The following is a 26,898-nucleotide window of genomic DNA, read 5'->3' on the forward strand; positions in this document are numbered from 1 at the left end:
AGGTGAAACTATGCCTCATATAATGGAATTACTTGGAAAAACAAGAGTAGTCGTAAAAGACGGAAAAGTCATCGAAGTCGGAGAGCCTGAAGTTGAATGGTGCCCTCTCTTTGCTAAAATCCGCGGAATCCAGAGAATCACCCCCGAAGAAGTCAGGAAGAATATGGAATTCAGGATCAGCGATTTCGGGATGTTTACCGACAAGCGCAGACTGGAGCTCGAAGACTTTGTAGGGTTTGGAGCGTCCGAAGTCATGATGACAGGCCTCAGCAGGGGCTTGCTTGACACAACAGTAACCGCCTGTGAAGGCGCAGGAACTGTAATTTCCAACAACCCAACCCTTGTACAGGGCATGGGCGGCAGGATGTCAGGACTAGTCGAAACCGAGCCAATTGAAGGCATAATAAACGGGATCACCGAACGAGGTGGAATCGTGCTTGATCCTTCAACTGCAAAAATGGACCCTGTTGCAGGAGTAAAAAAGGCAGCAGAACTCGGTTACAAAAAGATTGCAGTAACCGTTGCTTTCGCCAAGACTGCAAAAGAGGTTCGGAAGCTTGAGTCCGAGCTCGAACTTGACCTGATAGTAATTGGAGTTCATGTAACAGGCCTTGACAGGGAAGAAGCCAAGAACCTTGTAGAAAATTCAGATATTGTAACCAGCTGCGCTTCAAAACCCATCAGGGATCTTGTAAAGCCTCTCGCTCAGGTTGGAACTGCTGTACCTCTTTTCGCCCTTACTCAGAAAGGAAAGGAACTCGTGATTGAAAGAGCAAAAGATATCAAAAGCCCGATTCTGATCAATACGATGGCACTGCCTGTGCTGCCAGAAAACAAACAGCCAAGAGACCTTAAATAAAACGGCTTAAAGCATTAAAGCCGTTACAACTTTTTTAATAATCTCAGGCTTTTTAGTTTTGATTTTCTTATTTTTACCTTTTATAATTTTTATTTCTCTACTTCCATGATTTTATCTTATTAAGATGAATCATATTCCTGATTTTCAACGATAAGATTATATTTTTTTAGACTTATGGATGTCATATTTTTGAAAATGATTGCACGAATGTCAGGGAGAATTAAATGACCGCCGTATCAGGTGACAAAGAGCTTATAACTACAACTCTTGAAGAGATAATCATCACCGAGAAAGACAGACTTTTGCGCTTTATAAAAGAAAGGAATGATTACATCAGAAACCTGCCTGAGATAGAAAAGAAAGCATTTATCGAGTCAATCGGGAAAATAAAGGAAAACAAGGGTAAGATAGAAAGGCTGCTCCTGAAAAAAGAAATTAAAAGAGGCATTGATGACCTTCTTTTCTCTTTTGAAGAACTGCCCCTTTTCGGAAAAGAATACTGGTTTATGAAATTCACAGCCACCGACGGGTCCAGACGCCAGTTTTTTCTCACATTTGGCAGGAGTGCAGGGGATATCGAGGTCAATGGCAAATATGTGGAGAACAGCAGGATAATAGACGACAAAACAGAAGGGTATTGTGTCTCCTGGGCATATGATGGCATTCAGAGAAGCATCGCTGATGATCTGGGAACCATTGAAGTGAAAAATGAGAGAGTTACCTGCATGAGTAAAGATATAAAGGCAGAATTCTACGGATCTTTCCCTGAATACATGCTCGATATTTCAAAAAACGGCGAAAAAATCTGCTTCCTGGATATAAAAGAGCCCACAGACAACAATTATAACTCAGAGGTTTCAGAGCAGTTCAGAGGTTTATTCGGGTACAGGCTTGCCAACCTGTATTTTGATTTCGAGGGCGTACTGTTCGAGAAAGGTTTCTCAGGAAAATGCTATGCTCAGAAAGTAATCGTTGTAGGGCCTTTTATTCCCTGGAAATGGTCAAGGATAGTTTTCAGGAACGGATCAATTCTGACCTATTACATCCCGAACGTAGAAATCGGGGGAGTAGAATACAATATCTACAACTCTCTGGACTTCTACGATGCTGAGACCAGAAGGATGTACCGGTTCAAAAAGGCAAAAGTTAACGAATATCCATCAGAAAAGGGGGATAAAAGGTGGATTATTACTGCTGAAGGAGGTAAGGTATTCATGGTCACAAAGAGTTACTGCAAAGAGACTTTCAGCTTTACGAATAACTTTAGTTTCAGGTATGTTGAGAACCTTGTAGATGTTGTCGATTTTCAGGTCGAAACTGAGGATAGGGTTATAACATTACAGGAAACCGGAAATGGACTGGGCATGGTGGAAGATACGTCAGGATTCGTAATCTAAATTTTATAGATTCTATCTTTTTAAAAATCCCATCTTTTTAAAACTACATCTTTTTAAAATTACATCTTTTTAAAATTACATCTTTTTAAAATCCTATTTTCTTAAAGCTCTATCTTTTTTTGATAGTTTATTTTTTAATTAATTATTCTGTCGATTCCTTTCTTGTGAATTTGATTCACACTTTATGAATTGACTCACACATGCGGATATTCAATCGAAACGGTATGAGAAAGATCAAAGTTTACACAGGAGAAACCTGAATATTTTCTTTGCGTCCAGGAGACTCATACAGCATAATGACTTTAAAGGTCATGACAAAAACTTTAACAATGAAGCAGGAAGATATAGAAGTATGAAAAATGGAAACAAAAAAGCAAGCCTTCCTGAGGATTCAGCAATATTTGAAGAACAGGAAATGGCAGAAGTAAAAGCTATCAGGGAAAAGCTTTCCGAAATACACACTGACATTAAAAAAGTCATGGAATTCACCAGCAGATTACGCCTGGAGGCTGCTCTTGAAAGTTCAAGACAGGAGTACTCAAACGCTCTTCTCAACCACCTCTTCGAAGATATAGATACAGGGCTTGAGAAGAATATGGTGAAAAAGTGCCCTGAAAAGCAAAAGTGTACCTCTGCATTTACAGCCCTCCTGCAGAAGAATGCAGGGCTTATAAAGAAAAACAGAGTTGACGATACTCAAATCTCGGATAACAGAAAAAAGCTGGAAGAGCTGAAATGTGGAGCCCCTTACAGTAAATGCGAGAAATGCTTTTCAGAAGTTTCGAGCCTTCTCGTAAAACAGGTCAACCTCATGCGTTCCATGAGGATTTACGCAGATAACCAGGAGCAGAAACCGAGTATCTCAGCACTCAAGACCTCTGCGGTTATGAGCGAGATTCTTGAGCCTGTATCAAACCTTCAGCGCCTGGAAATTCTAAGGGCAGTAGCATTCGAAACAAAAAGCTTCTCCGCTTTTTCCGAACTCACCGGTCTCAGAGGAGGAAACTTGCTCTTCCATCTCCAGAAGCTTACGGAAAGCGGGCTGATCATGCAGCAGCACGAAAGGGGAGACTATATGATCACCGAAAAAGGGTACAGGATACTTCGGGGCCTGAACGAAATTTATTCCTCACTTCAAGGTTATCCGCTTCAAGATTCTTCAAGGCAGAAATCCGAAGAGAATGACTTCCAGAAAAAGGATAGACCAGAGCTGACTATTTGAATCCAGATTTTGACCCCAGCTTTTTAGCATTTACTGGCAATTTATACTTCTCTTCTCACTAACTGGAAAATTCGATAACCCAGGATTACGCTAATACAGTGGAATGCATTAACTACATTTCAATGCCGATTAAGTATATATCAATAACCTGCCAATATAAGATTGTAGAATGATTCTCCGGGGAAACCATACTGCATAGCCAGAAAATCAGGCAACAGGGAAATGGAAAAACGGAAAGAAAAGGATTCGAGAAAAGACAAATTCGAAAAAATATGAGGAACAAAAATGACTGTACGAGATGACATTCACGGACAGATTGTTGCAGGACTAAAAAATGCAAAGTTTCCCATAAACACCCCTGAGGAATTGCTCGCCGCTTTTCCTGCGGGTGCAGGCACCACATGCAGATCAGGCGACCTTGCAGTTACTGCAGGAGAAGCAGGCAAATTGCTCACTCCAGCAGATTTTCCGTTCAGGGATGCAAAACAGGTGGCAGACACAATAGTTGACAGGGCAGGGCTTTAAATCCTGCTTACTTATTTCTTTGTTCGATTTTAATTCCTCTTTTCTCTCTTTCTTTCAGCATTGGATTTCTATCCGTGCTCAGCATCCTTTTCCATGATGGATCTGAGATTTCGTTTCAGGTCTGAAAATCAATGTTTTTTGCCTGAGAAGATTACCTGCAAAGGTCCGATTACCTGTCTGAGAAAAATCCGGGAAATTAAGAAGGAATAATAGGTAAGAATTACAAATTAATCAATATTAAATAACACAATTTTTAATACAATTTTCTTTTCTGGAAGGTGGTTTTAAATGCCTCATATAATGGAAATGATGGGGAAAGCAAGAGTGGTTGTAAAAGACGGAAAAGTGATAGAAGTCGGAATTCCTGAAGTAGAATGGTGCCCTCTTTTTGTCAAACTACGGGGAGTCGAGAAGATGACTCCTGATGAGATCAGGAAGAACATGGAGGCCCGGATAAGCGAGCTGGGGATGTTCACGGAAAACCGCAGGCTTGAATTTGAAACAACCGTTGTTGCCTTCGGTGCCTCAGAAATAATGATGAGCGGCCTTAACAGCGGCTTCCTTGAAACAACCGTAACAGCCTGTGATGGAGCAGGAACCGTAATATCAGGCAACCCTGCGCTGGTTCAGGGAATAGGAGGAAGGATGTCAGGTCTGGTCGAGACCGAACCTATAGATGCAGTGATCAAAAGAATAGAAGAACGTGGAGGAACTATTCTGGATCCTGCAACCGCAACAATAGACCCTGCAGGCGGAGTAAGAAAAGCATCTGAACTTGGATACAGGAAAATTGCAGTTACAATTGCAGATTCAAAAACCGCAAAAGAGGTAAGGAAAATTGAATCCGAATCAGGACTTAACCTCTTCGTTATTGCAGTACACGTAACAGGCGTCAGCCGGGAAGAAGCTCAGGAGCTGCTGGATAACTCGGATATTGTAATAAGCTGTGCCTCAAAATATATCAGGGAACTTGCAAAACCTCTCGTGCAGGTGGCAGCTGCAATCCCGTTATTTGCCCTTACAAAGAAAGGAAAGGAACTTGTAATTGAGAGAGCAAAAGAGATTGAAAGCCCGATTCTGATCAATACCATGCCTCTGCCGGTTATGCCTGAGCACAAACAGCCAAGAGAACTGATCTGAAGGCAATGTATTCCAAAATTTATCCCGTAGAAAGGCAATCGTAGAAAAGGCAATTGTAGAAAGGCAATTGTAGAAAGGCAATTGTAGAAAGGCAATTGTAGAAATGGTAAATAGGAGGGTATTAATGGAAAACGAAAAGATAAAAAAGTTTGCTTTAATTCTTCCGGGTTTTCCGGACTGCAGGAAATAAGCAGTCCGGATCCTGTGGTTTGACTTAAAAACAGCAGCTTATCGCTTTAGTTCTTAATTTTAATTCATCCGTTTTTTTATTCAACCTTTTTTAATCCATCCGTTTTTTAATTCATCCGTTTTTTAATTACTGTTTTTATATTACTGTCTTTAATTACTTTTTAATTAATTTTGAATTACTGTTTTTAATTACTGTTTTTAATTACTGTCTTTAATTACTGTTTTTAATTACTGTTTTTAATTACTGTTTTTAATTACTGTTTTTAGTTACTGTTTTTAGTTACCGTTTTTTGATTATGTTTTTTATTGTAGCTTTCTGTCACTTTAGAGCTCTTAATGATTAGATTACTGTATGTTTTAATTTACTGTATTTCCAGCTATAACAGTCTTGAATTTGATAAGCTACTGTAAGAGGGTTGGCTTTTAGGTACTAACTAATTTATTTACTTCTTTGCGCCTTTGGATGGTTTGCTGTCTGCTTTTGTATCTTTCTTTGCTGGTGCTGAAGATTTTCCACATGCTGTTCCTGCTTTTGGAGCATTTTCAGTTGCTGTATTTTTTGCCATTGAAACACCTCTTATTTAATATTTTATATAAGTACAACAAATACTATCTTAAATATATATATTAGTTTCGAACAGGAATGTTAACTTATTTATGAAATTAATGTGGAATTAACTACAAATCAGAATAGAACCTGTTATCAATAATCGATTCACAATAACTGTTACAGTATCCGCGAGTAACTTAATTCAAGAATTCCAGAAAACTGGTTGAGAATAAGATAGAATGCAGATGTTCAGGAAAATCTGGAATTAAGGTAAAAGTCTGGAATGAGCAGACCTTATTTCTTTCCTTTTAACTTCCCAACCATGCCAGAAAAATCAAGTCTGGCCTGATATTCGGTTTCGGGTTTCTCTTGATTCTCAGTATGAGAATTCTCTTTTTCTCGCATCTTCTTATCGATGTTTTTCATCCTTTTGTCTATTAAGTATTCTCCAATCGGAGTAACAAAGCCGACAAGTATTCCCAGCCCCAGAAAAATATAGATTACTGTAAAAATCTTACCCAAGTTCGTTTGAGGTGTAAAATCCCCGTATCCTACAGTTGCCAGTGTTATTACCGAAAAATAGAAAGAATCAAGCCAGCTCCAGCCTTCAACCGAATGATAGAAAAAAGTACCTGAAGCAAGCGTCAGCGTAGTAAGGTACAGGAGGGACCGGAATTTTGGATCCTTAAGCAGCGTTTTTATTGCATTTAAGAACATCATTATTGTAAAAAGAAACGGTATCGAACTTATCCCCCACTGCAATCTATCTCTCTTTATACGTTTCTTCCTTTTCTTTTATCATGAATCACAGAATTCTGAAGAGCTTTCCCTATTATTTCTCTCTACAAGGCTTAAAAAGACATCTATGAGTGTAAACCTGTTATTACTCCGTGTACATGAGTAAATACAGGCCACAAGAAACACCGGTTGCCAGAAATCAAAGCTTTTAGAAGCACTGGCAATTGTTACCGTCCCATTTTTTGAAACCTTTTCCCAGGAGGTACAGAGCAAAAGGAATCAGCATGAGGTCCATAAATACGTAGTATGAACTAAAGATGGAGAGTACTATATTAAGCATCAGGAGAGGCACAACTGAAAGCGTGTAAAAGGCAAAGGTCTTTGCATTATAGAGGCTAATAGACGGCGAAAGCCCGGTCAGGTAGACCAGTACTGCAACCATATAAAGTGAAATCGTAAGGAAGAGCAGTATTGACGGGATCAGGGACGAAGGTTCATTTTTTAGGGCAAGCAGTATAAGGATTACCAATGGGAGCAGATTAAGGATAAGATAGCTGTTCAGTTTGCTTTTTATCATATCAGATGCTTTAAGGGGGAGAAAAGCATAAGAAGCAAAAATATCGTATTCGGTCAGCCAGTTATACATTGAAGATGAAAGTACGCCCAGTACCAGAGCAAAAAGGGTAAGTGTACTTAAGGACGGAATAACCTTTGAAAGAGAGGACAGGAGTATCCAGACAAGCATAAGAGGAAGCACGAAAGAGAAAATTATTTTTCCGAGCCCGCCTTCACTCCTTTTAAGATCAAGGGAATCTTTTGCAACAAAGGCTGCATACCTGTATGAACCGAAAGACCTGCAGATCTTTGTAAAAGAGTTGGAGAAATTTTTCTGAGTCTGAGGAAAATCGATTTTAAGAAAAATAAGTGATACGGCTGATGGGACAGAAATCAAAATTCCGGAAAGAAGGAGATATTTTTCCGAAGGGTTAAGGAAAAAAGAAAGACTCGGCAGGCTGTAAAGAGTATACTGGTTCAGATTTCCGGAGACATGGAACAGAAGAACAGAAGAAATAAAAAGGCATAAAAGTGATATCCTGCCTGAGTGGGCATAAACGGTGGACAGGAAAAACACTGCAGAAATTCCAATCGCAAAAGAAAGCGAAAGGGTCAGAACAAGATTCAGAAGAGTTGAAAGGTCGCTGAATATTCCGGCAGGGACGATTTCTGCAGCAAGGGCAAAGCCTGCAACAAAAGGCACAATATAGAGAATAAAATAGTATACAACATCTTTTCCCAGGAAATTGGCAAAGATAATTCTTTCAGAAACCGGAAGCACACGCGAAGAATATGCTATCAGGCTTGCCTGCCCGAATCTGCGGTTCATAAATTCACGGCCCATTAGCCCGAAAGCGCCAATCATAGCTCCCATGAGAAGGAAAAAGTAGTGCATTCCAAGCGCTATCTGGACGTCGGAAACTATCTGCCTGAATACAGGCAGGACCAGACTTACAAAAAATGTAAATAAGAAAATAAATACCGGAAAAAGGGCAAAACCGTTATGCCCAAAAAGACTTGAGTGCATCCGCCACTCTTCTTTAACCATATTTTTAAAAATATCAAACATAAAATCCCTGCAGCTTATTGTTTTTTAAATTACTGTTATTACTGTTATTACACCTGCTGTTTCTGCAATTAGTTTTTTATGCTGGTTTTTTTCCATACCTATGACTTTTTCAGGTTTACTTCTACGCATCGTTTACTTCTGCGCGTATTACTTTTCCATACCCGCTACTTTTTTACACATTTTACACACATTACTTTTGCATGCCTTTCTCTGTACACAGAATATAGTATTCTAAGAGTCACTGCCGGATTAAAGATTACTGAATTCTATGCTAAATTTCATGCAGTAAATAGTACTTTAAAGAGTCCAGCAAAAGAGTGTAAAAAATATTTCAGGCTGGAGCGGAAATCTCTTCAGCACGTTTTTTCAGAATGTCGGTTGAGATTTCTTTCCGCCTGCTGACAAGATCAAGGAAGAAGTCTTCAAAGTTTCTGCCCTGAATCTCAGGATCGTTAAGACGGCCGGTGTAGACCAGTTTTCCTCTATAAATAATTCCTACGCTTGTGCAGATCTGCTTTGCAATTTCAAGAATATGTGTGGAAATGAAGATGGTTCCTCCGCCTTTTACATAACCCTGCAAGAAATCCTTAACTTTTTTCTGCATTACTGGATCAAGGTTGATAAGCGGCTCATCGATAATGGCCAGTTCAGGCTCATGCAGGAAAGCCTGCGCAAACATGAGTTTCTGCCTTGTGCCTCTTGAGAGATCTTTGCACAATGAGTTTTTCTGGTCTGCAAAATCAAAGAATTCAAACCATTTATTGCAGGCTTCTTCGCAGTCTTCCATTTTTCGGATTTTTGCAACAAAATGAAGATATTCCTCCGCGGTTAGAAAACTTGGGGGAGTTTCCTGCTCCGGAATAACGCCTACCAATTCTCTGACTTTAAGAGGGTCATCGAGCACATCTAGCCCGTGCACTTTAAGAGTTCCTGAAGTCGGCTTTATCTGCCCTGTAAGCATTTTGATCATAGTTGTTTTCCCGGAGCCGTTTGGGCCAAGAAGGCCAAAAAGCTCACCCTTTTTTATGGAAAGGTCCACATTGTCTACCGCTTTTGTCTGTCCGTAAGATTTGGAGAGACCCCTTACTTCAATCATACTTCAGGCTCCTTCAAAATCGCAATGTCAGCAATTAAATGTTTTTCAATAGATACTCTTTATATATTTTTAAACCTTTCTGTTTCTACATACATAAACAGTTGTTGTAGAAAAGATCCTGTTTCGGGATTACGTGAAAATATTTCGGGATTATGTAAAAAGCGCTTGGAATTGTGTAAAAATACCTTGAGATTAAGTAAAAATACCTTGAGATTAAGTAAAAATACCTTGAGATTAAGTAAAAATACCTTGAGATTTAGTAGAAATGCCTTGAGATTAAGTAAAAATACCTTGGAACTCAGTAAAAGTTCTTCAGAATTATGTGAAAATAATCTTCAGTCCAAAAATATAGCCTTTATTTTTTGAAGGCTATGATTCTTTGAGCATAAAAGGAAATCGGTCTAAAAGAAAATTAATCTTTGTTATATATATTAATTAGCTCCCTATATGACTCTTTCATGATTATTTTGTAGATGATGTATATCGGGATTGCAAGTACCATTCCAAGAGCACCAAAAAGCTTGGATGCTGCAAGAGTAAGGATCACACTAAGGAGAGGGTTAATATTCACTTTTTCCGAGATCATGAACGGAATGAGGTAAAGATTGTCAATAGTCTGGGCTACAATTACCGTTACCACTGCAAAGAAGGCTGTCATGGGGCTGTCGATATATCCCACAATGACCGGAGGGATAGCCCCAAGAATAGGACCGATGTAAGGAATGATATTTAGAAAGCCTGCAAGGATACCCAAAAAAAGCCACCCGTCAAGTCCTCCAAGATAAAATCCTATGCAGCAAATCAGACCTACAATGGCTGATTCAAGCATCTTAGCACTGAAGAAGTCTTCAAGTTCACGGCCGATACTTTTCAAAGCTCTGATAATCCCATCTGCATGTTCAGGAGGAGCATAAGTGTGAATATAGTCTCCGATTCTGTTATGGTGCTTAAAGTACATGCCAAACATTAGAGGAATTACCAGCACTCCGGTAAAAAAATAATAAGAAACCATTGAAACCAGATCTGTAATCCCGGAAAAGATGGTGTTCCCTATCTTTTGCAGGTCCTCCGGTTTAATAATGCCGGAATCCGCAAGCTTTGAAAGCTCGGACTCGTGTTCGGAAAACAGGGCTGAAGCACCGCTTGCGTAGTCCTGCTGTATATTGCTGAAATCCCTTATAAGGACACCAAGGCCCTGGACCTGGCTGCTAATAAGAAACAGGAAAATGAACCCTGTACCTGCAAGCAGGGTTAAACCCACTCTTTTCCTATTGTAGTTTGGGAACCTGTCCATGCAGCTATTAAAGACTTCTATCACTTTTTCCACAATCAGGATCAGGATTGCACCTATAATAAGTACTATGAAAAGGTCTTCAAAATAAAAGAGTATTGCAAAAAGTAATATGAAAAGTATGGTTGTCAATGCCAGAAACTGCCATATGTTCCTGTTAGTGCTGAGAGGCATGCATTATTACCTTTAAATTCTGTCTGGATATTAATGATCTAAATTTTTAGTATTCAGATAGCTCCCTCAAAATATAAAAAATAGTTACTTTGAGCCAGTAAATGCCCGAAAAACCGAAACTAAAAGCTATTCCATATTGGCGGGAAGAAAGAATTTTTCTTTTCCTTTCTTTCATAATTCCCATTTTCTCTTTTTATCATCTCCAATTTTCTTTTTTCTTTCCTTATTTTCATTTTTTCTTCCTTTATTTTCTTCCCTTAATTTGTCTCTTCTTTTTTCGTTTCTTTCTTCTCATGCTTTAATCTGTTCTCTATAAAAATTTCCTGAGGCAAATTCACGGTTTACAGGAAGGAGAGAATTAAGTTCGCTGGCGGTTTCATTTAAAAAAAGCATGAAATCTGCCCTTAACCTTAAAATAAGCACTTCTGGCTGGATGCAGCAAAAAAGGGTAGGTTCTCCTTCAATTATCCTGACGTAACCTTTTCTCTCCATCCCTCTGAGGGTTCCATAGATTTTCGGTCTCGGAACTCCGGCATTTTCGGCAATTTCACTTGCTTTCGCCTGTTTCAGGCAGACAAGTGATGCATAGATTTTGGCTTCGTTAACGGTAAAACCCAATTTCTGAAGGTTCTCAATAAGCTTAAGAGTCATTCAGGTTTCCTCCGTAATTCAAGTGCTGAGATTTGACCTATTTGAAAATCTTCATTTTTTAACAGCTCCGTTTTTTCAGGGATTTCGTATAACTGAAATTCTGGATAGTAAAAAGCAGTCACCTTGTTCCGGTAGACTGTCTGGCATCTATTTTCCGCAGGATTTTTACAATGGTCTCAAGGCTATGCATAAAACTCTCGACATCATTTTCATCAACGAACTGCAGGAGTTCTTCAGCCATTTCGGTAGTAATCAGGCTTAAACGATTGTAACAATCAAGCCCTTTTTCAGTAAGGGAAACAAGCACTTTCCTCCTGTCCTCTGGATCGGTTTTCCTGAAGACAATCCCTTTCTTTTCCAGGTCGTCAACCATTCTTGTCAGGCTGCTCTTTTCCATTCCTGTATATTTTCCAAGAGTGGAAGGCATAATTTCTCCTTCTATCCCTATAATTTTTATTACCATAGGCTGGTTCTTGCTAAGCTCCTTAAACCTGCCTGCAATTTTTTTCTGATAGGTCTGCTCAAAAATTACGTTATCCAGAGCATCTCTTTCCATGGATAGAAGGATGAATTTACTCAAAGTTTCTTCGTCCATTTTTTAATCATCTCTTATGCCGAACCTTGTCAGGCTTGCCTGATCCATGCCCGGAATGACCTGTAACTTTAGAAATAATGAATTTAATGAATAAATTGAGATTTCAATTATACCAAATCAAATAATTGATAATCATACAGTTGATAAATCAACTAATATCTGATAATAGATAAATATTCCGTTTTGTTCAGGTCGATTAGAAAAAGACTGAAAGGTCAGTATTTTAAATCAACTTTGGATTTATATTTACCAAACTATAAAATAATCTAGCTATTCACCATGAAAGGAAAGGAGGAGAAAGAAACTCAAAAGAAAGAGGAGAAATAACAAGCTGTAATGAAATTCACTGCAATAGCCCATAAACAAGTCACCCTGGGTAGCTTGTTTATACTTATAAAAGAAGTTCTCTTGAGCGAGCAAAGCGAGTGAAAAGGACACCTCTCGAGGCGGGACTCGCTACTTAACTTAGAAATTAGTCCTCTTAAGCGAGCGGAGCGAGTGAAAAGGACTTCGTGCTGTTGTACTGTAAGTGCAACTCTCACGAAATCTCTGATTTCATGTGATCCCGAAGCGAAACTCGGGGAGTGAAAAGGACAGCGCACTGCAGAGCCGTAATTCTGCTGGTAAAAACATAATTGCAAGCTTTAAAATATAATCAGGCTAAAGACTTAGAAAATAGATAGAAAAAAGCCGCCGAAAAACTCTTTTAATGAGAAATCATCTCACAACCTGGACTTAACTTATGAACATTACAAATCTGGAGGCATGAACCTGAAAGAAATTCTTCTCGAGATAAAATCCGAATTTACAGACTACTTTAAAGAACGCGAAGCTGAGATAAACGGTTCCCTCCTTGCCGTCCTTTCGGGTGAAAACCTCCTGTTTCTTGGGCCTCCGGGTACAGCAAAAACCCAGCTTGCAAGAAGCATTTGCCAGACAATTGAAGGCGGGAATTTTTTTAATTACCTTTTGACCAGTTTTTCTACACCTGAGGAAATTTTCGGGCCTCTTTCCTTAAAAGCCCTTGAGGAAGATGAGTTCAGGAGAAACATTAACGGCTGCCTTCCGACAGCTCATGTTGCTCTGCTGGACGAGATCTTTAAGGCAAGCAGTGCTATCCTTAATAGCCTTCTAACCATACTGAATGAAAGAAAATACCATAACGGAAAAGAAATAGTCGATGTCCCTCTGTTATCAGTTTTTGGGGCCTCTAACGAGCTTCCGGAGGAAGACGAGAGCCTGGAAGCACTTTATGACCGTTTCCTGTTCAGGTACAGGCTCTCTTATATTCAGGACGACGAAAATTTCAAAAATCTTCTTTTCAGGGAACCTGAGGATTTCATTCCTGCTGCAAGCATTCAGGTGTTTGAAATCGAGAAGCTCCGTAAAAATGCAAACCTGCTGCCCGTTGACCCGGACGTTGAGATAATCATTACCGAACTCAGAAAGAGCCTCCAGCTTCAGGAAATCGAAATTTCTGACAGGCGCTGGAAAAGAATAGTTCAGGTCTTGAAAGTTGCAGCCTGCAGCAGCGGGTGTCCGGCTGTTGACAGGACAATGGCGCTTTTGCTCCAGCACATGCTCTGGAACCTGCCCGAAGAACGGGAAACCATTAGAAAAATCGTTTTCAAACTTGTTGTTTCAGGCGGTACGAATACGGAAAAACTTCGTACGGATGCTGAAGATATGAAGATAGCATTGAGTATTGCCCTGAAAAACGAACTTCCGATCAGGGTCATCTGCGACAGCTGCGGGGAAGAATTCCATCTGAGAGAAAATCTGGAGGTCCACCACTCTGCCTGTCCGAACCACAGCTATACCCTCGGGCAGGAAGGAAATTCCAGAATCTATCCCTATGATAACCTTGTAAAGGAAATCGAATCCCTTCATATTAGTTCAGGAAAGAAAAATACCCTCTCTCAGGCCCAGAGAGAGATTTTTGAAAAGGAGTTCGAAACCCTGGCTGGCAGGATAAATAGGGTAAAACAGCGGCTAGAAGAAGAAAAAGAACTGCTCAGAAACCTCATGGGTGCAAATATCTGGCTTTCAACTGCTGACAGAAACGAAGCCTTACTCCTGCATGACACCGGAAATTCACAGCTATCAGGCACGGAGGCTATCATGACCGTAATTGGGGACCTTCTGGGCTTGCAGAATAAAGAAAACATATCTACAGATTCCAGGACCGTAAAATCGTCGTCTGCCAAACCATTTTCATCCGGCTCTCACTCTGGTTCCAATGTCACAAAAATGGAAGCAAAAGTCCAGACACCCGAGGTGGGCAGCAGTGCCGGCGGTTTCATGAAAGGGCTCGGGTCCAGATTCAAGCTCAGATAAGTATAGTTAGTCATTTCAAGAGATATTAATCAGGTATTGAGGTTTAAACAGGCATTGAGGTTTAATCAGGCATGAGATGTTAGTCAGGTTTTGAGGTGTTGATACGGAAGATTCAGCCGGTTTTTTGAACAATCTGGATAGTGTCTCTTCCAGATCTTATTCTTTTTTTTCAAGAAACAGGCTCTGGCATGATTCTCTTTCTGTCCAGAGACAGGCAGCTTTTCTGCTTGAAGGAGAACTGAGAAGCACTATTGCTTACCCCAGGATAGTCCCCAGACCTCTGCGCGAAAAAGTCGCTGAAGTGATTGCCCTCGAGATCCTTTTCGGACAGCCATATGAGATAAAAGATACTGAGAGGTTTATAGGGATTTTCGGGGCATTTTACCCAATTTTCCTGATTTTAAAAAACTCAAGGCCCTGGCCCGAGCTCCAGAAGATTTCGAAAAGAAGCAGGGGAGCCGGGATTGCATGTTTGAAACTTCTTCTGCCCCTTATTTATGACCTCATGGAACGCTTTTCATCAGACCAGAATCAGGTTTCAAAAACAGGATTATTAAAGGATCTCGATGCTGAAACAGAAGCTATCCTGAAAGAATTCGAAAAAATCCTCAAGCAAACCTTCCTGCTCAGAGAAAGCAGTTATTCGGATGATCCTTCAGCCCGAAGTTTTCAGGGTTCCAGCCCTGTTTCCGGGCAGCATGACCTTTACGAGAATGTCCTTAATTTCATGCAGCAGGACGGAAGCCAGGCATTTCTTGACGGGATAATGGAGGGAATTTACAGCAGGATGCAGGCGTTCATCCGTGAGATGGAAGAAAACCTTGACCTTTTTGATACCCTTGCTCTTCTTTTCCCTGGAAGAAACTGGAGTTATTCCGTAAAAGAACTTAAAAAAGAACCTTTTTATGTCCAGCTCAAGATGCTGAAAAGCTATTCGGCTTTTTTTGAAAAAAACCCGGACCTCAGGAAGATAATAAACTTCATAGGCAGGCGGGAATTTGACCCTCCTGCTGACCGCATACGCTATTCACCTTTTGGAAAAAACCGGATCCAGACTGTAAGGTTTTCAGACTCGATAAATAACCTCCTGCCCATGGAAGCCGCAAAGCTCCTTAACCCGGCTCTGAAGCGGAAATTCTATGCTGACATGCTTGAAGGAAAGCTCCTGAGCTACCAGCTTCTCGGCAAACATTACACAGGTCCTCCCCGAATAAAACCAAGAGGTCCTATGATTGCGCTTGTTGACACTTCAGGATCTATGCACGGGACTCCCCAGACCCTTGCCAAGTCTGCGGTGCTTGCTATGGCAAAGCTGATGCTCTCCCAGCAGCGGGATATGAAGGTTATTCTTTTTGCCTCTACGAGCCAGCACCTCGAAATCGAGCTCAGCAATAGAAAAAAGATGTCCGAAAGATTCCTTAACTTCCTTCTCTACACTTTTGGCGGCGGAACAGACTTCAATACTGCGCTTGCTTCAGGCCTCAAATCCCTTAAAGAAAAGGACTTTCAGGGTGCAGACCTGCTTTTTATTACCGACGGAAAGTCCGAAATTTCTGACGAACTTGTCCTGGCTCGCTGGGAAGAAGCAAAAAAGAAGTATAACGCAAAGGTCTATTCGCTGATAGTTGGGGGTAGCGGAGCAGGCGGGCTTTCGCAGATCTCGGATTATACATATATCGTGGAGATGGAGCAGGATCCTGAGGGCAAGGGAGGAATAGTGAAACTGATAAATTGCAAAACTAATGAAACTGAGTAAAATGAGTTTGGAAAACAGGTATTCCGCATATAAGATTTCACGAAATAAGGAAGTGCCATTTCAGGTTATTATAGAATAAGGGTTACTCTATTAGAGGCTTTTCAGCAAATAATCCTCTCTCAGGTGAAAAAAATGGGAAACCAGAAACTAATCTCTGACAGGCAACAAATTGAAGATATTCTTTCAAAAGCAAAATTTATCCGAATCGCTCTTTCATATGCCGAAACCCCGTACATTGTCCCGATGTCATTCGGTTACCTGGATAATGCAATTTACCTTCACAGCTCCCGGAAAGGCAAGAAAATTGAGATTCTCAAAAAGAACTCCAGTGTCTGTTTTGAGGCCGATATTGAAACTGAAATTATGACTGCTGAAGATCCCTGCAAATACAATGTTCGCTACAGGAGTGTTATCGGGCATGGGCAGGCAAAGTTTCTGAAAGATTACAGCGAAAAAGTCAGGGGGCTTACTGTACTTTCAGAGCATTATGGAAAGAAGGGTCCGTTTGAATTTGAGGAATGGAAGGTTAACAGGTTGTGTGTGATTAAGATTGAGATTGAGAAGATGACCGGGAAAGAAAGCGGATTTTGATCCAGTTCCTTTACCCCGGAAATCGTTTTTCAAGTCAAAGGTAAATATAGGTGCCTCCGCCAGCTTGTCTGGCGGCCCTGCCCAAAACGTAGAATGAAAAACAAAGATTAAAGAAGAAACATGAAAACAAATATTTTTTAGAAATTTTAAGTCTTATTGCATCATAATAGATTTACATCCTGTAGGGAGTATGACTATTTTACTCTTATTTTTGTTTTTTCAATTTTTTGAGACGGCCACTCTCCTTCGTCGAGTGTAAGAAGACAGGTTCGATAAAATGAGTGATGTTTTATGGGTCGAGATTTAAAGAAACCGCTCACAGCCCCACAACCGGAAGCCCTGAAGGCGTAAGTGCATCGAGAACCAGATGAGAAGCATATCCTGCCCCTGCAAAGAAGAATACAAAGGTAACTTCATCTGACAGACCGCCTGTTAGAAGTAACGCATATGCATTATGCAGAAACGCCAGGAGAAGTGCCAGAAAAAACAGCGAATGGAAGAACTTTCTGTGGCGACGGTTTCTGGGAGGCTCGATAATATCTGGCAGGACGGAACCAATCATAGAGGATACTAAAGCTATTGTAGGAATTATCGGGCTTAGAACAGGTCCTTTTGAAGCCAGGTCCAACAAAAGGAAGAAAGAAACTAATAATCCTGCTGCTGTGTGCGTTTTTCTACCTGACAAAATATATCCACCGTTTTCCAGCCTGTTCTGTCATTTTATACAATGGGAATGAAGAATCTCACGAATACCTCGACCTTCAGGTCAGGAATGAAGAGAACCCTAGCCTCTTCGTTTTTCACTTTATATACGTAATTTGCTTTTTTTGTTAAATGAGCTCGATCGGGCACCATAGCCACAGATGGTGCCAGCCGCCTATAGCCTGGATGTGATACACGTTGGAATTGAACATTTTTAGCCATTGTTATGGTCAGATTACCGCTATCTCATGCTGGTGCCCAAAGTATCTATACAATATATTCTACAGTAAGCAGATTAAGGATTGTGGTTTAATGTTTAATAACATTTGCAATGATCAGGGCTACAGGCTTCATGCTCTTGAAATTGTCGACACTCACGTTCATTTGTTTGTGGAATTCATCAAAATAACGAATGGAAAACTGGAGAGAGACAATCTACTGAAGAGAAAAGATCTACTGAAAAGAGATGATCTCCCAGCTTTCGAAAAATGAAAAAGAGAGAATCAAAATAAGTTCACTGCATAATTCCTGTTCCAGTTACTTTTCAGTGCAAGCTCTAAAGCCTTTTAGTTTCCTCGTACTCTGGAGATTCAACTTTCCCCATGAAAAGACGCTGTTTGTTCTCCGATCTTCTATAAAGAACATGAACGGATGGTCGGCTCTGAACTCCCCTGGACATGGCACCATTGGTGAGCTGCTAACATTTCCGATATTGCAGCTGCGGCAGCCTCCGTTCCTTCTTCGTTCACATCTATGAAAGCTTGATAAATCACGCTGGATATTGACAAAGTTATTATCTGGAAACTAAATAAATCTGTACTTGAGAAAATTAATATTTTAAACTGGAGTTTATACTTGATATAGATTGGCTATTATAAACATGTAATAATATTATTCATTTAATATTAAGTGGTATATTTAGCTGGAGTATTAATTTACTTTTTAACAAATGTTCTGGCATTCAATAAGCAGAATGGCTGAGTATGCACATGGGGGTTGAAGAATGAAAACGAAATCTATAGTTCTTCTGTTATTAAGCTGCCTGATTTTTTCCCTCGGATTAGCTCAGGCACAGAGTGAAGAGAACAGCTGTAAATCTATAACATTTATTAATGTTACACCTGATGCGTTTGAGTGTATGAAGAGCAGGCTTCAGAATTATGGGATTGATGTCCCGCCGGGAAATGAAGGAGAAATTTCAGGAAAAGGGGTTACCGGAAGCTTTGAATGGGATGGAAAGTCCCTTCTTACTATTACAATCGAAGAAAAACCCTTCTGGGTTAGCTGTGAGACCGCAGACGAGAGAGTAATGCTGTTTGTTGACGAATGCAAAGGTTCGTGAAGGAACAGTAACTGCGATTTTCAAAAGGGAGAAGTTCTCCCGACTTTCCGGAAATAGAAAAAATTATGAAATGAAGATGAAAAAGCAGGAGATCGGGACCAAAAAAGCATCAAACTATTTAATCAAGTTGAAAACTACTTTTTTCTTATTTTTGCAATTTTCTTAAGGTATGCTTTGTCCTTCGTATCAATTCAGGACAAAAGAATTAGATGCAAAGGATTATATCCTTTTTTCAAACAAATAAATTGGGGGTATATTCTGAATGAAATACATACGAGTATATACTGACTCTGAAGGTCTGTCACACTTTGAGGACAGAGATATCGAATTTGCAGAAGTGGATTTTGCCCCGCCTGCTCCTTCGGTCTTCCTTTCGACTTTCTACCAGGCGTCCAGGTACGTATTTTTCCTGATTCCTCCCGGCTGGTTTGGAGACTGGCATCCGGCCCCGCATAAGCAGATATTCTTTTTCCTTTCCGGGAAAACAGAGGTTAAAGTAAGCGATGGGGAAATCCGCCTCTTCGGTCCCGGAAGCGTAATGCTGCTTGAAGATACCGAAGGACAGGGACACGTCACAAGGGTAATTGGGGAAGAGGAGGTACTGGCAGCGATTGTGCAACTGCCGGACTGAAAAGCATGATCATGAATAAGTAGCATTATTGAATAAATAGCATCATTGAGTAAGTGACACTAAAATATTATCTTTAAATAAGCGGCGTGGAAGAACGTTTAATTTTAGAATCTCCATCTCTAAGCTTTTTATTCCTTAATTTTCGGCTTCTCCTTCTTTTCTTTTTTCGCTGGAAGATACCTGATCTTTTTCTGCTGTGTCCGAAACCTTCCATCTTGCATAAGGAGCCTTTTTTACTGCAAGCTTATAAAGCTCTTCAGCCGGGTTTTCTGCTTCTGAAAGTTCGGGATAATCCTCTCTCAATACTCCTAAAGCCCTGCGGGCTGTGTAGTCCATCTGTTTCGTAGTCAGATTTTCGACATCTTTCATGGCTTTCTTTTGATCAGCGAGCTGATGGAAGACACGTGCCATGATATCTCCGGCTCTTTCCCTCACATAGTTATCTCCGTTCTCTACAAGTTTCAGCAGGCTTTCCCAGACCTTTTCCCTGTCTTTCAAGTAAGGGTATATCAAAATAAAGGCATCAGAAGCAAGTTCACGGATTTCTTCATACCTGCTTCCTGCAAGGGCTATAAAATCGTCCCATACTTTTTCCCTGTCCGTCGCGGAAGGTAGAAGCAGGATTAAAGCTTCTACTGCATGCTCTCTTATATGCCTGTTCTCATCTCCAGCCAGCCGGAGAAGACAGTCCCAGGCATCCTTTTTTTCCGGCATATAACTGAATATAAAAATAAGGAATAGAGCCACGGCTTTCCAGACTTCCGGATCTTCAGTCCCTATAAGTCCGAGCAGGCTGTTCCAGACCTCTTCTTTTTCCTCGTCCGGAAGTTCCGGGAAAACTGTTTCAAGAGCATTTATCGCTTTTATTCTGAGAGTTTTATTTTCATCGGAGCAAAGCCTGAGAATGTCTTCCAGAGCCTGTTTTCTGTCCGGGCATGATTTGAAAAATACTGTGAGTTGTTGTAAGGCATCAATTCTTTCATCTGAAATCGGGCTAAATGTTTTTTCATGTATACCAGATTGATCTGCCAAGAATCTTCACCAGCAATATTATTTGCTCTTAAAAATTAGCATTTTAAATGATTTACTCTGGTTAAGTATTCAGTTTATAATATGTTCAGGGAAATTATGATTACTGCTCAAATTATTTTTATAATAACTGCATTTCTCTGAACTTCACCTTATAGCTTCCAAGTCATTTTATGGAAATAGTAAGCCTGCAAACAAGGTACTGGTCAATGTACTGGTCAATACCTTTTTTTGCGGGTTATTCTACATGCTTGAGACAAACATCGCTATTACTACAGTTTCTGCAACAGCAATAACAAATAACTTATTCAAATAATTTATACCTTTCTGCCTGAAATAACCCAGGATCAAAAAATTGAAAGTTCAACGCGCATTTGAAAGTTCAATGCATGATAAAGTAACATCGGAGGATAAGGTTAAACATTGAGTAATCATAATACTCAGATACCTTCTAAAAAACACCCGGATACTTTCTAAAAATGAAAAAAATACTGAAGAAAAGGTTTTATTTTTTCGAAATCTTGAACTCGTGTGTGTAATCTCCGCCAGCTTCTCCATCTTTGTCTCCATCAAAAGGAACACCTTTTACATCTTTGATAGCTCCTGATCCAGTGTCAGTGCCTATCAAAGTAACAGAGATTTTAGTCTCTTCTTCTCCAAGAGGATATTCTTTAGAAGGCCTGAACATCAGCGTTCTGGCACTGGCATCAAGAGTACCGTCTACAGGATTTTCGGAAGCTGAACTCCTGACTATAACCGTATCCTTCGTGGCTGTAGAACTGTCAATAGCTGCATCGAATTCGATCCAGATGGGAGATCTCGGGTCCCTGGAAAATGTTTTATGATCCGGATAAACAGCCTTCACAGTAGCAGGATATGGGCGTTTAAGTACCTTCTTTGGAACTAAATGGAGTTTTCTGTATACCCTTTTTTCTTTAATAAATTTATCATAAGCATATTTCGCAGCAACGCCTGCAACAAAGCCTGTCACAACTCCGGCGGCTGTCCCCACTGTTGTCCCTACTAACAGACCACCAAGTATATGTTCTTTCTTTTCAAACACATATTTCCTTCTCAGTTCTTTACCCCCCACGTATTCCTATCCTTTTTTGTATTCAACCTGAATCTTACTCAACTCAGTAAATTTTCTCCAGGTACATCTCCTGACTCAGTTTATAACTTAAGTAGCATGCTTTTTTCTGAGATGAATGGCATAAATTACCAGTCGGTTTTGAGTTTGATTATGTGTTTCCTGGATATATATTCGATAATATTATTGGCATATATAATATTGGTTTAATAAATAATTGTAGTAGTCCGTTTGCATGTTCAATAGACTATTTGTATTTTATAAATGCAGGAATAAATTCGAAGCTTAAAGAAAAAAGAAATATACGCGGAATAAACAGGAAATCCCCTTACATTTCAGTATGTTGATTCGCAGAAAGCTAGCGGGTCATCAGCGCAACTTTGACTTTTTTCTTCTCACCCTTCCCACTCTCTTCCTTAATCCTCTCAATCAAAACCTCCGCCGTCTCATACTCCCTGCCTTTCCTTCTTGCAATCTCAGCCTCTGTTTCGACAAGTTCGCCTGAAAACGCTTTTGTAAGAATGGATTGTCTTAGTTTTTCTGTTTTTTCTCTTGCCGCTATAACTTTTGCTTCAATTGAGTCAGCAAAGACAATAAGTGAATAAAGCAGCAAGCTATTTCTTACTGTTTTAAAAGTAAAGGTGCATCATTTCGGTGTAATTTCGCCTTTCTCCTATTTTAATTTCTCAGAATGTATTGATTTATATAATCCCAAACTTACTTTCCGCCATGAACAATGGCAATATAAGATCAAACATCAGACCCGGTCTGAAAGCAGGAATCGTCTTAAAGGAAGACCAGAGAACCGGGAAAATTACCCAGGGTGTTGTAATGAGAATATTAACCAGCTCTTCAACTCATCCGCATGGGATAAAAGTTCAATTAACGGACAGGCAGGTTGGAGGAGTCAAGGAAATCCATTAAAAAGCTGTGATCCATTCTTTTCAAGACAGCAGTTACTGATATTTATAAAAAAGCTATTTTAAGCAGGCGGAAAATACAAAAAAAGAAAATTGCAGAAGCAAACACACCAATCGTAAAGTAGAATAAATTTCTTACTTTTCCAGGCAGATTTTCAGTATTAAGATTATCCAGTATGAATTCCAGAAGAGAAGGGCCAGCAGGATACATCCTTATTTTGAAATGCTCCCAATGAATTTAACATTTTGTGTTAAATCCTTAACACCGACGAATTAAGGGATAAATAATGAACATGAACGTGAAATACATATTCGGAGCAATAGCCGTCTTGTATCTCACTCGGTCCATAATAGTGTATCCCTATTGGGAACATAAAAAATGCACATGATATTCTTCGAATAATATGCCCAAAAAATGAAAGTACGTGAAAGTACTTTCATGCCAAACAAAAAAGAAAGAAATTGAATTAAAAAAGTAGCAAAAGAATTATCGCTTCTTTCCACCTTTCTCTTTCTCTACTTTTATCCTCTCAATCAAAACCTCCGCCGTCTTATAATCTCTGCCTTCTCCTCCTGCAATTTAGCCAATCAGGGGTATTTTCAAGAAAAATAACAAATTGAGGGAAGTAATTCTGTGCTGTTAAAACCCGGTACTCTTCCAATAATAAAAGTATATTTAACACATTACTACCTTTTAATACATTATCAGTTTTTAATATCTCATACATCGTTTGAAATATTTGTTTCCAGATTAAGAATTCAGGATGCGTGTTTATACAATGAAAGAATCTGTTCGAAAGCTTGGGCTCATAGGGGCTGGCCTGTGGGCAATGACTGAAGAAAAAGTAAATGAGCTCGTAAAAGACCTGGTCGACAAAGGGGATATCAGCAGAGAGGACGGCAAAAAAGCTGTTCAGGAGCTTGTTGAAGAAAGCAAAAAACAGAGAATCGACCTCGAAAAGAAAATATCTGAGAAAATACAGGATACAATCTCAAAGGCAGACTTTTTTACAAAAAAAGATATGCATGAGCTCGAGTCAAGGTTAGAGATTCTGGAGGAAGAAGTCCAGAAAATGAAAAATAAAGAAAAGATGTTCTTCAAGTGAGAGCATCTTTTTCTATTCTTAAAGTCCTTAGAATTTCTTATTCTTAGAACCTCTTATTTTTAGAGTCCTTCTACAACTATTTCTTCACTTGAATTATTGAGAAGCTCTTCAAGGTCTGTGACGTTCTGTTCAAACTCATGGATATCTGCTTCTGTTAACTGTTCTACTGATGCGTTTTCGCTGCCATCTGCTCCGGGCATCTCCTGCAGATCTGCCTCTCCTGAATCAGTATCGTTTCCTGTGCAACCTGATGCTACAAGCCAGAAGATTAAAATTGATACTACAAACACATGTGTGAATTTTACCATTATTTTGCCCCCTTAACTCTCCAGTCCTTCCCAGGTTAAATTTTCAGATTCGTCAACTGTTAGATTTTCAGTATTATTAAGTTCGGTTCCCGGGACACCTCGGATCCTGTCTCTTTTGGGCTCTTCGACCCTGTACTGTTTCAGTTCTCCATAGATCTCGTTAAGGATCTGGTTTGCCTCTTTTATTTCTTCAAGTGAATTTTGCAGGTAGCTGTCTGCTTTACGAAGTTCTTCTTCGGTGATGTTTTCTTTACTGTGGATCTCTTTTGCTGCTTCATTATTTTCTCTGGCTGAATCCATCAGGGCTTTATAATCGGCAAGCTTTGCCTCAAGGCCGGTTGTATTAACTCCTGTTTCGTTCAGGTTTTCAATTTCCTTCTCGATCTTATTTGAAACCGCACCTGATCTGTTAACGAAACCGTCTATCTTCTCACAGGCAGCCTCCCCTGTCTCTACGGCCGTCCTGTTTTTTACATTGTTCCAGACGCCACGTACCGATTCTGTTGCATTTGTTAAGTCTGCAAGGTCTTCGGCTTCTTCTATTGCTTTCTTTTCCTCCTGCAACTGGTTTATTCTATCTTCAATAGAAGTAATTCTGGCTTCTGTGCCGTTACCGTTTGACTGTTCAATGTTATATTTGACTTTTTCAAGCTGGGCTATCATATAATCAATGCTTGCACTCAGGTATTCTCTTGTGATGTTCAGGTCTTCTTCATCATAGTTTCCTGATCTGAGATTTTTCCGAATAGAAAGGAAGTTTTTCTTGGAAGCCTGGTAATTATTTCTCTGAATCCTGAGCTGCTCTTTTATCTGTTTCTTTTCCATGGATTCTTCACGAAACTGTTTTTGTTCCAGAGTTTCGTCTTCTGATTGATTTCCGGACTGGTTTTCTTCCTGAACCATGTTTTTTTTCTGAAGGGCTTCATGTGCCCTTTCTTTTTTGCCATTGTTATCCGGTGCTGGCCCGTTCCCGGCAAGAGCTGCTGGCGACAGAACGCTAAAAAGGATTAATAATAAAGTTATATAAGAAATATAGCGAATTACTTTCGCTAATTTTACCATACGACTCCTCCCTCTAAATTTACTAACTGTTACTTTATATGAAGGAGGAATATATAAGCATATTTTTCATAATAGCAGATGATTGGTCGAAAAATGAGCACTCAAAGGCTTTATGTTTCTTTTATATGTTATACAGGGTTTTAAGGACTTTAATTCCCGAAAAAAATCAGTAATTGAAGCAAAGCTTTTATACTTAATTTTTGTATGAGTTTACCCAGATATGCAAAAATGCTTTTTAAAAATGCCGTTTTTCCGTATCACAGGTAATGGATAATAATTAACGGATCATCAAACGATGAATTAAAAATCATATTGATGCTTGAAAAGAAGATTTTTAAAGAGGATTTTGAAGAAGATAATTGGAGAAGATAATTGGAGAAATTTTTAGAGAAGATATTTGGAGAAGATTTTTTGAAGACGAGAGTAAGAAAGGATCTTTTCAGGTTAGCATTTTCTTTATATTCACCTTTCTTTATTCACTCTCAGGGTTATCAAAAGACTATTTCTTCCTCAACGCTTGCATTTGCCAGCAGGTTCTCAAGTTCAATCATATCATCATTAATTTCCTGAATCTCAGCCTGAGTAAGTCCCTCTGAATTATCTCCATTTCCTGCTTCTGGACCGGGGGCAATTCCTGTCTCCTCTTCATCATTATTCCCAATACAGCCGGACCCTGCAAGCCAGACAATCAAAGCTGCCAGTACAAACAGGTGAGCAAGTTTAGCCATTTTCTGCCTCCTCAGTTCTAAATCTGTACCTGGAGAAATTTTCAATCTTTTCTCCCGGGGGATTTTTTTGTTTTTCCTTCTGGATAAATTCATTTTTTACAGGAGTACCGTTTTTGCAGATGAATAATTATTATTTTATACAGGTGGGATTAATATGTATTTGTAGTATTATTAATTTCGGTTTTTAAGCTATTTTCAGTTCCAGTTTCACTAATTTCTTTAAAGCCGTGTTCTTTCAGTTCATCAAAAATTACTTTGAGTATCTGATTTGCCTTATTAACATTATTCAGAGCTTCACGCAGGTAATTATTTGCTACTTCCAGATCTTTCTGGGTAACGCTTTCATTTCCATAAATTGTATCAGCAGCTGCTTTTTTCTCCTGGGCGGCTTTTATATATAGCTTATAGCTGGCAAGCCTAGTTTGAAGATTAGCAGTATAGACGCCTGTTTCGTTCAGCCTCTGGATTTCTACATCGAGTTCTTCGGAGAGATTTTCAGACTTGTCGAGAAACTCCCCTATCCTCTGGCTGACAATCTGTCCTGAACCCGCCAGGCTGGTTTTCTGCGCATCAGTCCATATTGCATGCACGGACCTGACAGCGGTTATAAGCTCCTGCTGATTTGAAGCGTCTTCAACTTCTGCCCGTTCAGCTTCAAGCAGTTTAATACTTTCGTCTATGGAAGCAGTTTTTTCTTCAACTCCACTGCCGTTTGAGTATTGCATATTGGTTTTTACATTCTTTAAATGGGCTATCATATAACTGATGCTGGAATTAAGGTAGAGTTTTGTGGCGTCTATAGCTTCTTCAGAGCCGGGGTTAAGCTTTCCTGCCTGAATTTGATTTTTTACCTTGAGGAAGTCTTCTTTTGCTTCCCTGTATTCATCCTTTTGTAACTGGAGATCTTCACGTATCTGTTCTCTTTGTTGTCTATATGTAGAATATCTGTCCCTATCCTGTGTTTGATCTTTATTCTCGTCCTTTAAGTTTCCAGAACTGGAATTTTCAGTGCCGCTGGTGTTATTGGTATCATTAGTGTTATTCGAACTATCTTTTTCATAATTTTCTATATCAATAATATTTTTGTTTGCATACTGATTTCCGTTTCCGTTTTCCGAGAAAGGTCCGGCAGCAAATGCTTCTCCAGCCAGTATGCTGAATATAATTAATATAAATATAATATAAGCCAGATATTTAATAAGAGGTAATTTTTTCATCTGACTGCCTCCTTTGGCAACTTATAAT

General features: G+C 39.6%; 27 protein-coding genes and 1 pseudogene. 13 read left to right on the forward strand and 15 right to left on the reverse strand.

The window, feature by feature from the left end; genetic code table 11:
• Positions 1-10 precede the first annotated feature (10 nt).
• From RSJ42_RS07740 to RSJ42_RS07760, 5 genes are all read left to right on the forward strand, one after another.
• Complete coding sequence (locus RSJ42_RS07740) at positions 11-859, forward strand: methanogenesis marker 8 protein (protein WP_410509994.1); 849 nt, start codon at positions 11-13, stop codon at positions 857-859.
• Positions 860-1,083: 224 nt separating this feature from the next.
• Positions 1,084-2,256 (forward strand): hypothetical protein, encoded by a 1,173-nt coding sequence (locus tag RSJ42_RS07745; RefSeq protein ID WP_410509995.1) that lies wholly within the window; start codon positions 1,084-1,086, stop codon positions 2,254-2,256.
• A 352-nt stretch (positions 2,257-2,608) separates the two neighbouring features.
• Entirely contained in the window at positions 2,609-3,478 is an 870-nt protein-coding gene (locus RSJ42_RS07750; RefSeq protein WP_410509996.1) for a winged helix-turn-helix domain-containing protein, read from the forward strand.
• A gap of 285 nt (positions 3,479-3,763) precedes the next feature.
• Complete coding sequence (locus RSJ42_RS07755) at positions 3,764-4,003, forward strand: MTH865 family protein (protein WP_324444918.1); 240 nt, start codon at positions 3,764-3,766, stop codon at positions 4,001-4,003.
• Positions 4,004-4,291: 288 nt separating this feature from the next.
• Positions 4,292-5,143 (forward strand): methanogenesis marker 8 protein, encoded by an 852-nt coding sequence (locus tag RSJ42_RS07760; RefSeq protein ID WP_410509997.1) that lies wholly within the window; start codon positions 4,292-4,294, stop codon positions 5,141-5,143.
• 632 nt (positions 5,144-5,775) lie between these two features.
• Here the strand turns inward: RSJ42_RS07760 and RSJ42_RS07765 are convergent.
• The 7 genes from RSJ42_RS07765 to RSJ42_RS07795 form a co-directional block, all read right to left on the reverse strand.
• A complete protein-coding gene (locus RSJ42_RS07765; protein WP_410509998.1) occupies positions 5,776-5,898 on the reverse strand; it encodes a hypothetical protein in 123 nt (40 codons plus the stop codon).
• A 278-nt stretch (positions 5,899-6,176) separates the two neighbouring features.
• Entirely contained in the window at positions 6,177-6,602 is a 426-nt protein-coding gene (locus RSJ42_RS07770) for a potassium channel family protein (RefSeq protein ID WP_410509999.1), read from the reverse strand.
• A 226-nt stretch (positions 6,603-6,828) separates the two neighbouring features.
• Positions 6,829-8,244: a hypothetical protein gene (locus RSJ42_RS07775; protein WP_410510000.1), complete on the reverse strand. Its 1,416-nt coding sequence runs from the start codon at positions 8,242-8,244 to the stop codon at positions 6,829-6,831.
• A gap of 331 nt (positions 8,245-8,575) precedes the next feature.
• The gene (locus RSJ42_RS07780) at positions 8,576-9,340 is read right to left on the reverse strand and encodes an ABC transporter ATP-binding protein (protein WP_410510001.1); all 765 of its coding nucleotides are present in this window, start codon (positions 9,338-9,340) and stop codon (positions 8,576-8,578) included.
• A gap of 412 nt (positions 9,341-9,752) precedes the next feature.
• The gene (locus RSJ42_RS07785) at positions 9,753-10,805 is read right to left on the reverse strand and encodes an AI-2E family transporter (RefSeq protein WP_410510002.1); all 1,053 of its coding nucleotides are present in this window, start codon (positions 10,803-10,805) and stop codon (positions 9,753-9,755) included.
• 291 nt (positions 10,806-11,096) lie between these two features.
• The gene (locus RSJ42_RS07790; protein WP_410510003.1) at positions 11,097-11,456 is read right to left on the reverse strand and encodes a TrmB family transcriptional regulator; all 360 of its coding nucleotides are present in this window, start codon (positions 11,454-11,456) and stop codon (positions 11,097-11,099) included.
• Positions 11,457-11,574: 118 nt separating this feature from the next.
• The gene (locus RSJ42_RS07795; protein ID WP_410510004.1) at positions 11,575-12,051 is read right to left on the reverse strand and encodes a MarR family winged helix-turn-helix transcriptional regulator; all 477 of its coding nucleotides are present in this window, start codon (positions 12,049-12,051) and stop codon (positions 11,575-11,577) included.
• A 765-nt stretch (positions 12,052-12,816) separates the two neighbouring features.
• Here RSJ42_RS07795 and RSJ42_RS07800 point away from each other — a divergent pair.
• The 3 genes from RSJ42_RS07800 (at position 12,817) to RSJ42_RS07810 (ending at position 16,735) form a co-directional block, all read left to right on the forward strand.
• A complete protein-coding gene (locus RSJ42_RS07800; protein WP_410510005.1) occupies positions 12,817-14,388 on the forward strand; it encodes an AAA family ATPase in 1,572 nt (523 codons plus the stop codon).
• A 124-nt stretch (positions 14,389-14,512) separates the two neighbouring features.
• Positions 14,513-16,144, forward strand: a complete 1,632-nt coding sequence (locus tag RSJ42_RS07805; RefSeq protein WP_410510006.1) for a vWA domain-containing protein — start codon at positions 14,513-14,515, stop codon at positions 16,142-16,144.
• Between the two features lie 132 nt (positions 16,145-16,276).
• Positions 16,277-16,735: a pyridoxamine 5'-phosphate oxidase family protein gene (locus tag RSJ42_RS07810; protein ID WP_410510007.1), complete on the forward strand. Its 459-nt coding sequence runs from the start codon at positions 16,277-16,279 to the stop codon at positions 16,733-16,735.
• Between the two features lie 316 nt (positions 16,736-17,051).
• Here RSJ42_RS07810 and RSJ42_RS07815 read toward each other — a convergent pair whose 3' ends face one another.
• The gene (locus tag RSJ42_RS07815; protein WP_410510008.1) at positions 17,052-17,420 is read right to left on the reverse strand and encodes a metal-dependent hydrolase; all 369 of its coding nucleotides are present in this window, start codon (positions 17,418-17,420) and stop codon (positions 17,052-17,054) included.
• A gap of 215 nt (positions 17,421-17,635) precedes the next feature.
• Between RSJ42_RS07815 and RSJ42_RS07820 the strand changes: the two are divergent.
• The 3 genes and pseudogenes from RSJ42_RS07820 to RSJ42_RS07830 form a co-directional block, all read left to right on the forward strand.
• Positions 17,636-17,836: pseudogene (locus RSJ42_RS07820) on the forward strand (transposase); the annotation flags it as partial.
• A 604-nt stretch (positions 17,837-18,440) separates the two neighbouring features.
• Positions 18,441-18,779, forward strand: a complete 339-nt coding sequence (locus RSJ42_RS07825) for a hypothetical protein (protein ID WP_410510009.1) — start codon at positions 18,441-18,443, stop codon at positions 18,777-18,779.
• A 262-nt stretch (positions 18,780-19,041) separates the two neighbouring features.
• Complete coding sequence (locus RSJ42_RS07830; RefSeq protein ID WP_410510010.1) at positions 19,042-19,410, forward strand: hypothetical protein; 369 nt, start codon at positions 19,042-19,044, stop codon at positions 19,408-19,410.
• A 135-nt stretch (positions 19,411-19,545) separates the two neighbouring features.
• On the opposite strand, the gene RSJ42_RS07835 is transcribed toward RSJ42_RS07830, so the two are convergent.
• The 3 genes from RSJ42_RS07835 to RSJ42_RS07845 form a co-directional block, all read right to left on the reverse strand.
• Complete coding sequence (locus RSJ42_RS07835; RefSeq protein WP_410510011.1) at positions 19,546-20,442, reverse strand: HEAT repeat domain-containing protein; 897 nt, start codon at positions 20,440-20,442, stop codon at positions 19,546-19,548.
• 502 nt (positions 20,443-20,944) lie between these two features.
• Positions 20,945-21,532: an Ig-like domain-containing protein gene (locus tag RSJ42_RS07840; RefSeq protein WP_410510012.1), complete on the reverse strand. Its 588-nt coding sequence runs from the start codon at positions 21,530-21,532 to the stop codon at positions 20,945-20,947.
• 355 nt (positions 21,533-21,887) lie between these two features.
• Positions 21,888-22,142 (reverse strand): hypothetical protein, encoded by a 255-nt coding sequence (locus RSJ42_RS07845; RefSeq protein WP_410510013.1) that lies wholly within the window; start codon positions 22,140-22,142, stop codon positions 21,888-21,890.
• A 116-nt stretch (positions 22,143-22,258) separates the two neighbouring features.
• Here RSJ42_RS07845 and RSJ42_RS07850 point away from each other — a divergent pair, with 116 nt between their 5' ends.
• Positions 22,259-22,453 (forward strand): YwbE family protein, encoded by a 195-nt coding sequence (locus tag RSJ42_RS07850; RefSeq protein WP_410510014.1) that lies wholly within the window; start codon positions 22,259-22,261, stop codon positions 22,451-22,453.
• A 775-nt stretch (positions 22,454-23,228) separates the two neighbouring features.
• Complete coding sequence (locus RSJ42_RS07855) at positions 23,229-23,555, forward strand: phasin family protein (RefSeq protein WP_410510015.1); 327 nt, start codon at positions 23,229-23,231, stop codon at positions 23,553-23,555.
• A gap of 59 nt (positions 23,556-23,614) precedes the next feature.
• Here the strand turns inward: RSJ42_RS07855 and RSJ42_RS07860 are convergent, their stop codons facing one another.
• The 4 genes from RSJ42_RS07860 to RSJ42_RS07875 form a co-directional block, all read right to left on the reverse strand.
• Entirely contained in the window at positions 23,615-23,863 is a 249-nt protein-coding gene (locus tag RSJ42_RS07860) for a hypothetical protein (RefSeq protein WP_410510016.1), read from the reverse strand.
• A gap of 12 nt (positions 23,864-23,875) precedes the next feature.
• Positions 23,876-24,925: a hypothetical protein gene (locus RSJ42_RS07865; RefSeq protein ID WP_410510017.1), complete on the reverse strand. Its 1,050-nt coding sequence runs from the start codon at positions 24,923-24,925 to the stop codon at positions 23,876-23,878.
• A gap of 491 nt (positions 24,926-25,416) precedes the next feature.
• Positions 25,417-25,653: a hypothetical protein gene (locus RSJ42_RS07870; RefSeq protein ID WP_410510018.1), complete on the reverse strand. Its 237-nt coding sequence runs from the start codon at positions 25,651-25,653 to the stop codon at positions 25,417-25,419.
• A 149-nt stretch (positions 25,654-25,802) separates the two neighbouring features.
• The gene (locus RSJ42_RS07875; RefSeq protein ID WP_410510019.1) at positions 25,803-26,870 is read right to left on the reverse strand and encodes a chromosome segregation ATPase; all 1,068 of its coding nucleotides are present in this window, start codon (positions 26,868-26,870) and stop codon (positions 25,803-25,805) included.
• Positions 26,871-26,898: the final 28 nt, after the last annotated feature.

This window comes from Methanosarcina hadiensis (genome assembly GCF_046529725.1).
Lineage (GTDB): Archaea > Halobacteriota > Methanosarcinia > Methanosarcinales > Methanosarcinaceae > Methanosarcina > Methanosarcina hadiensis.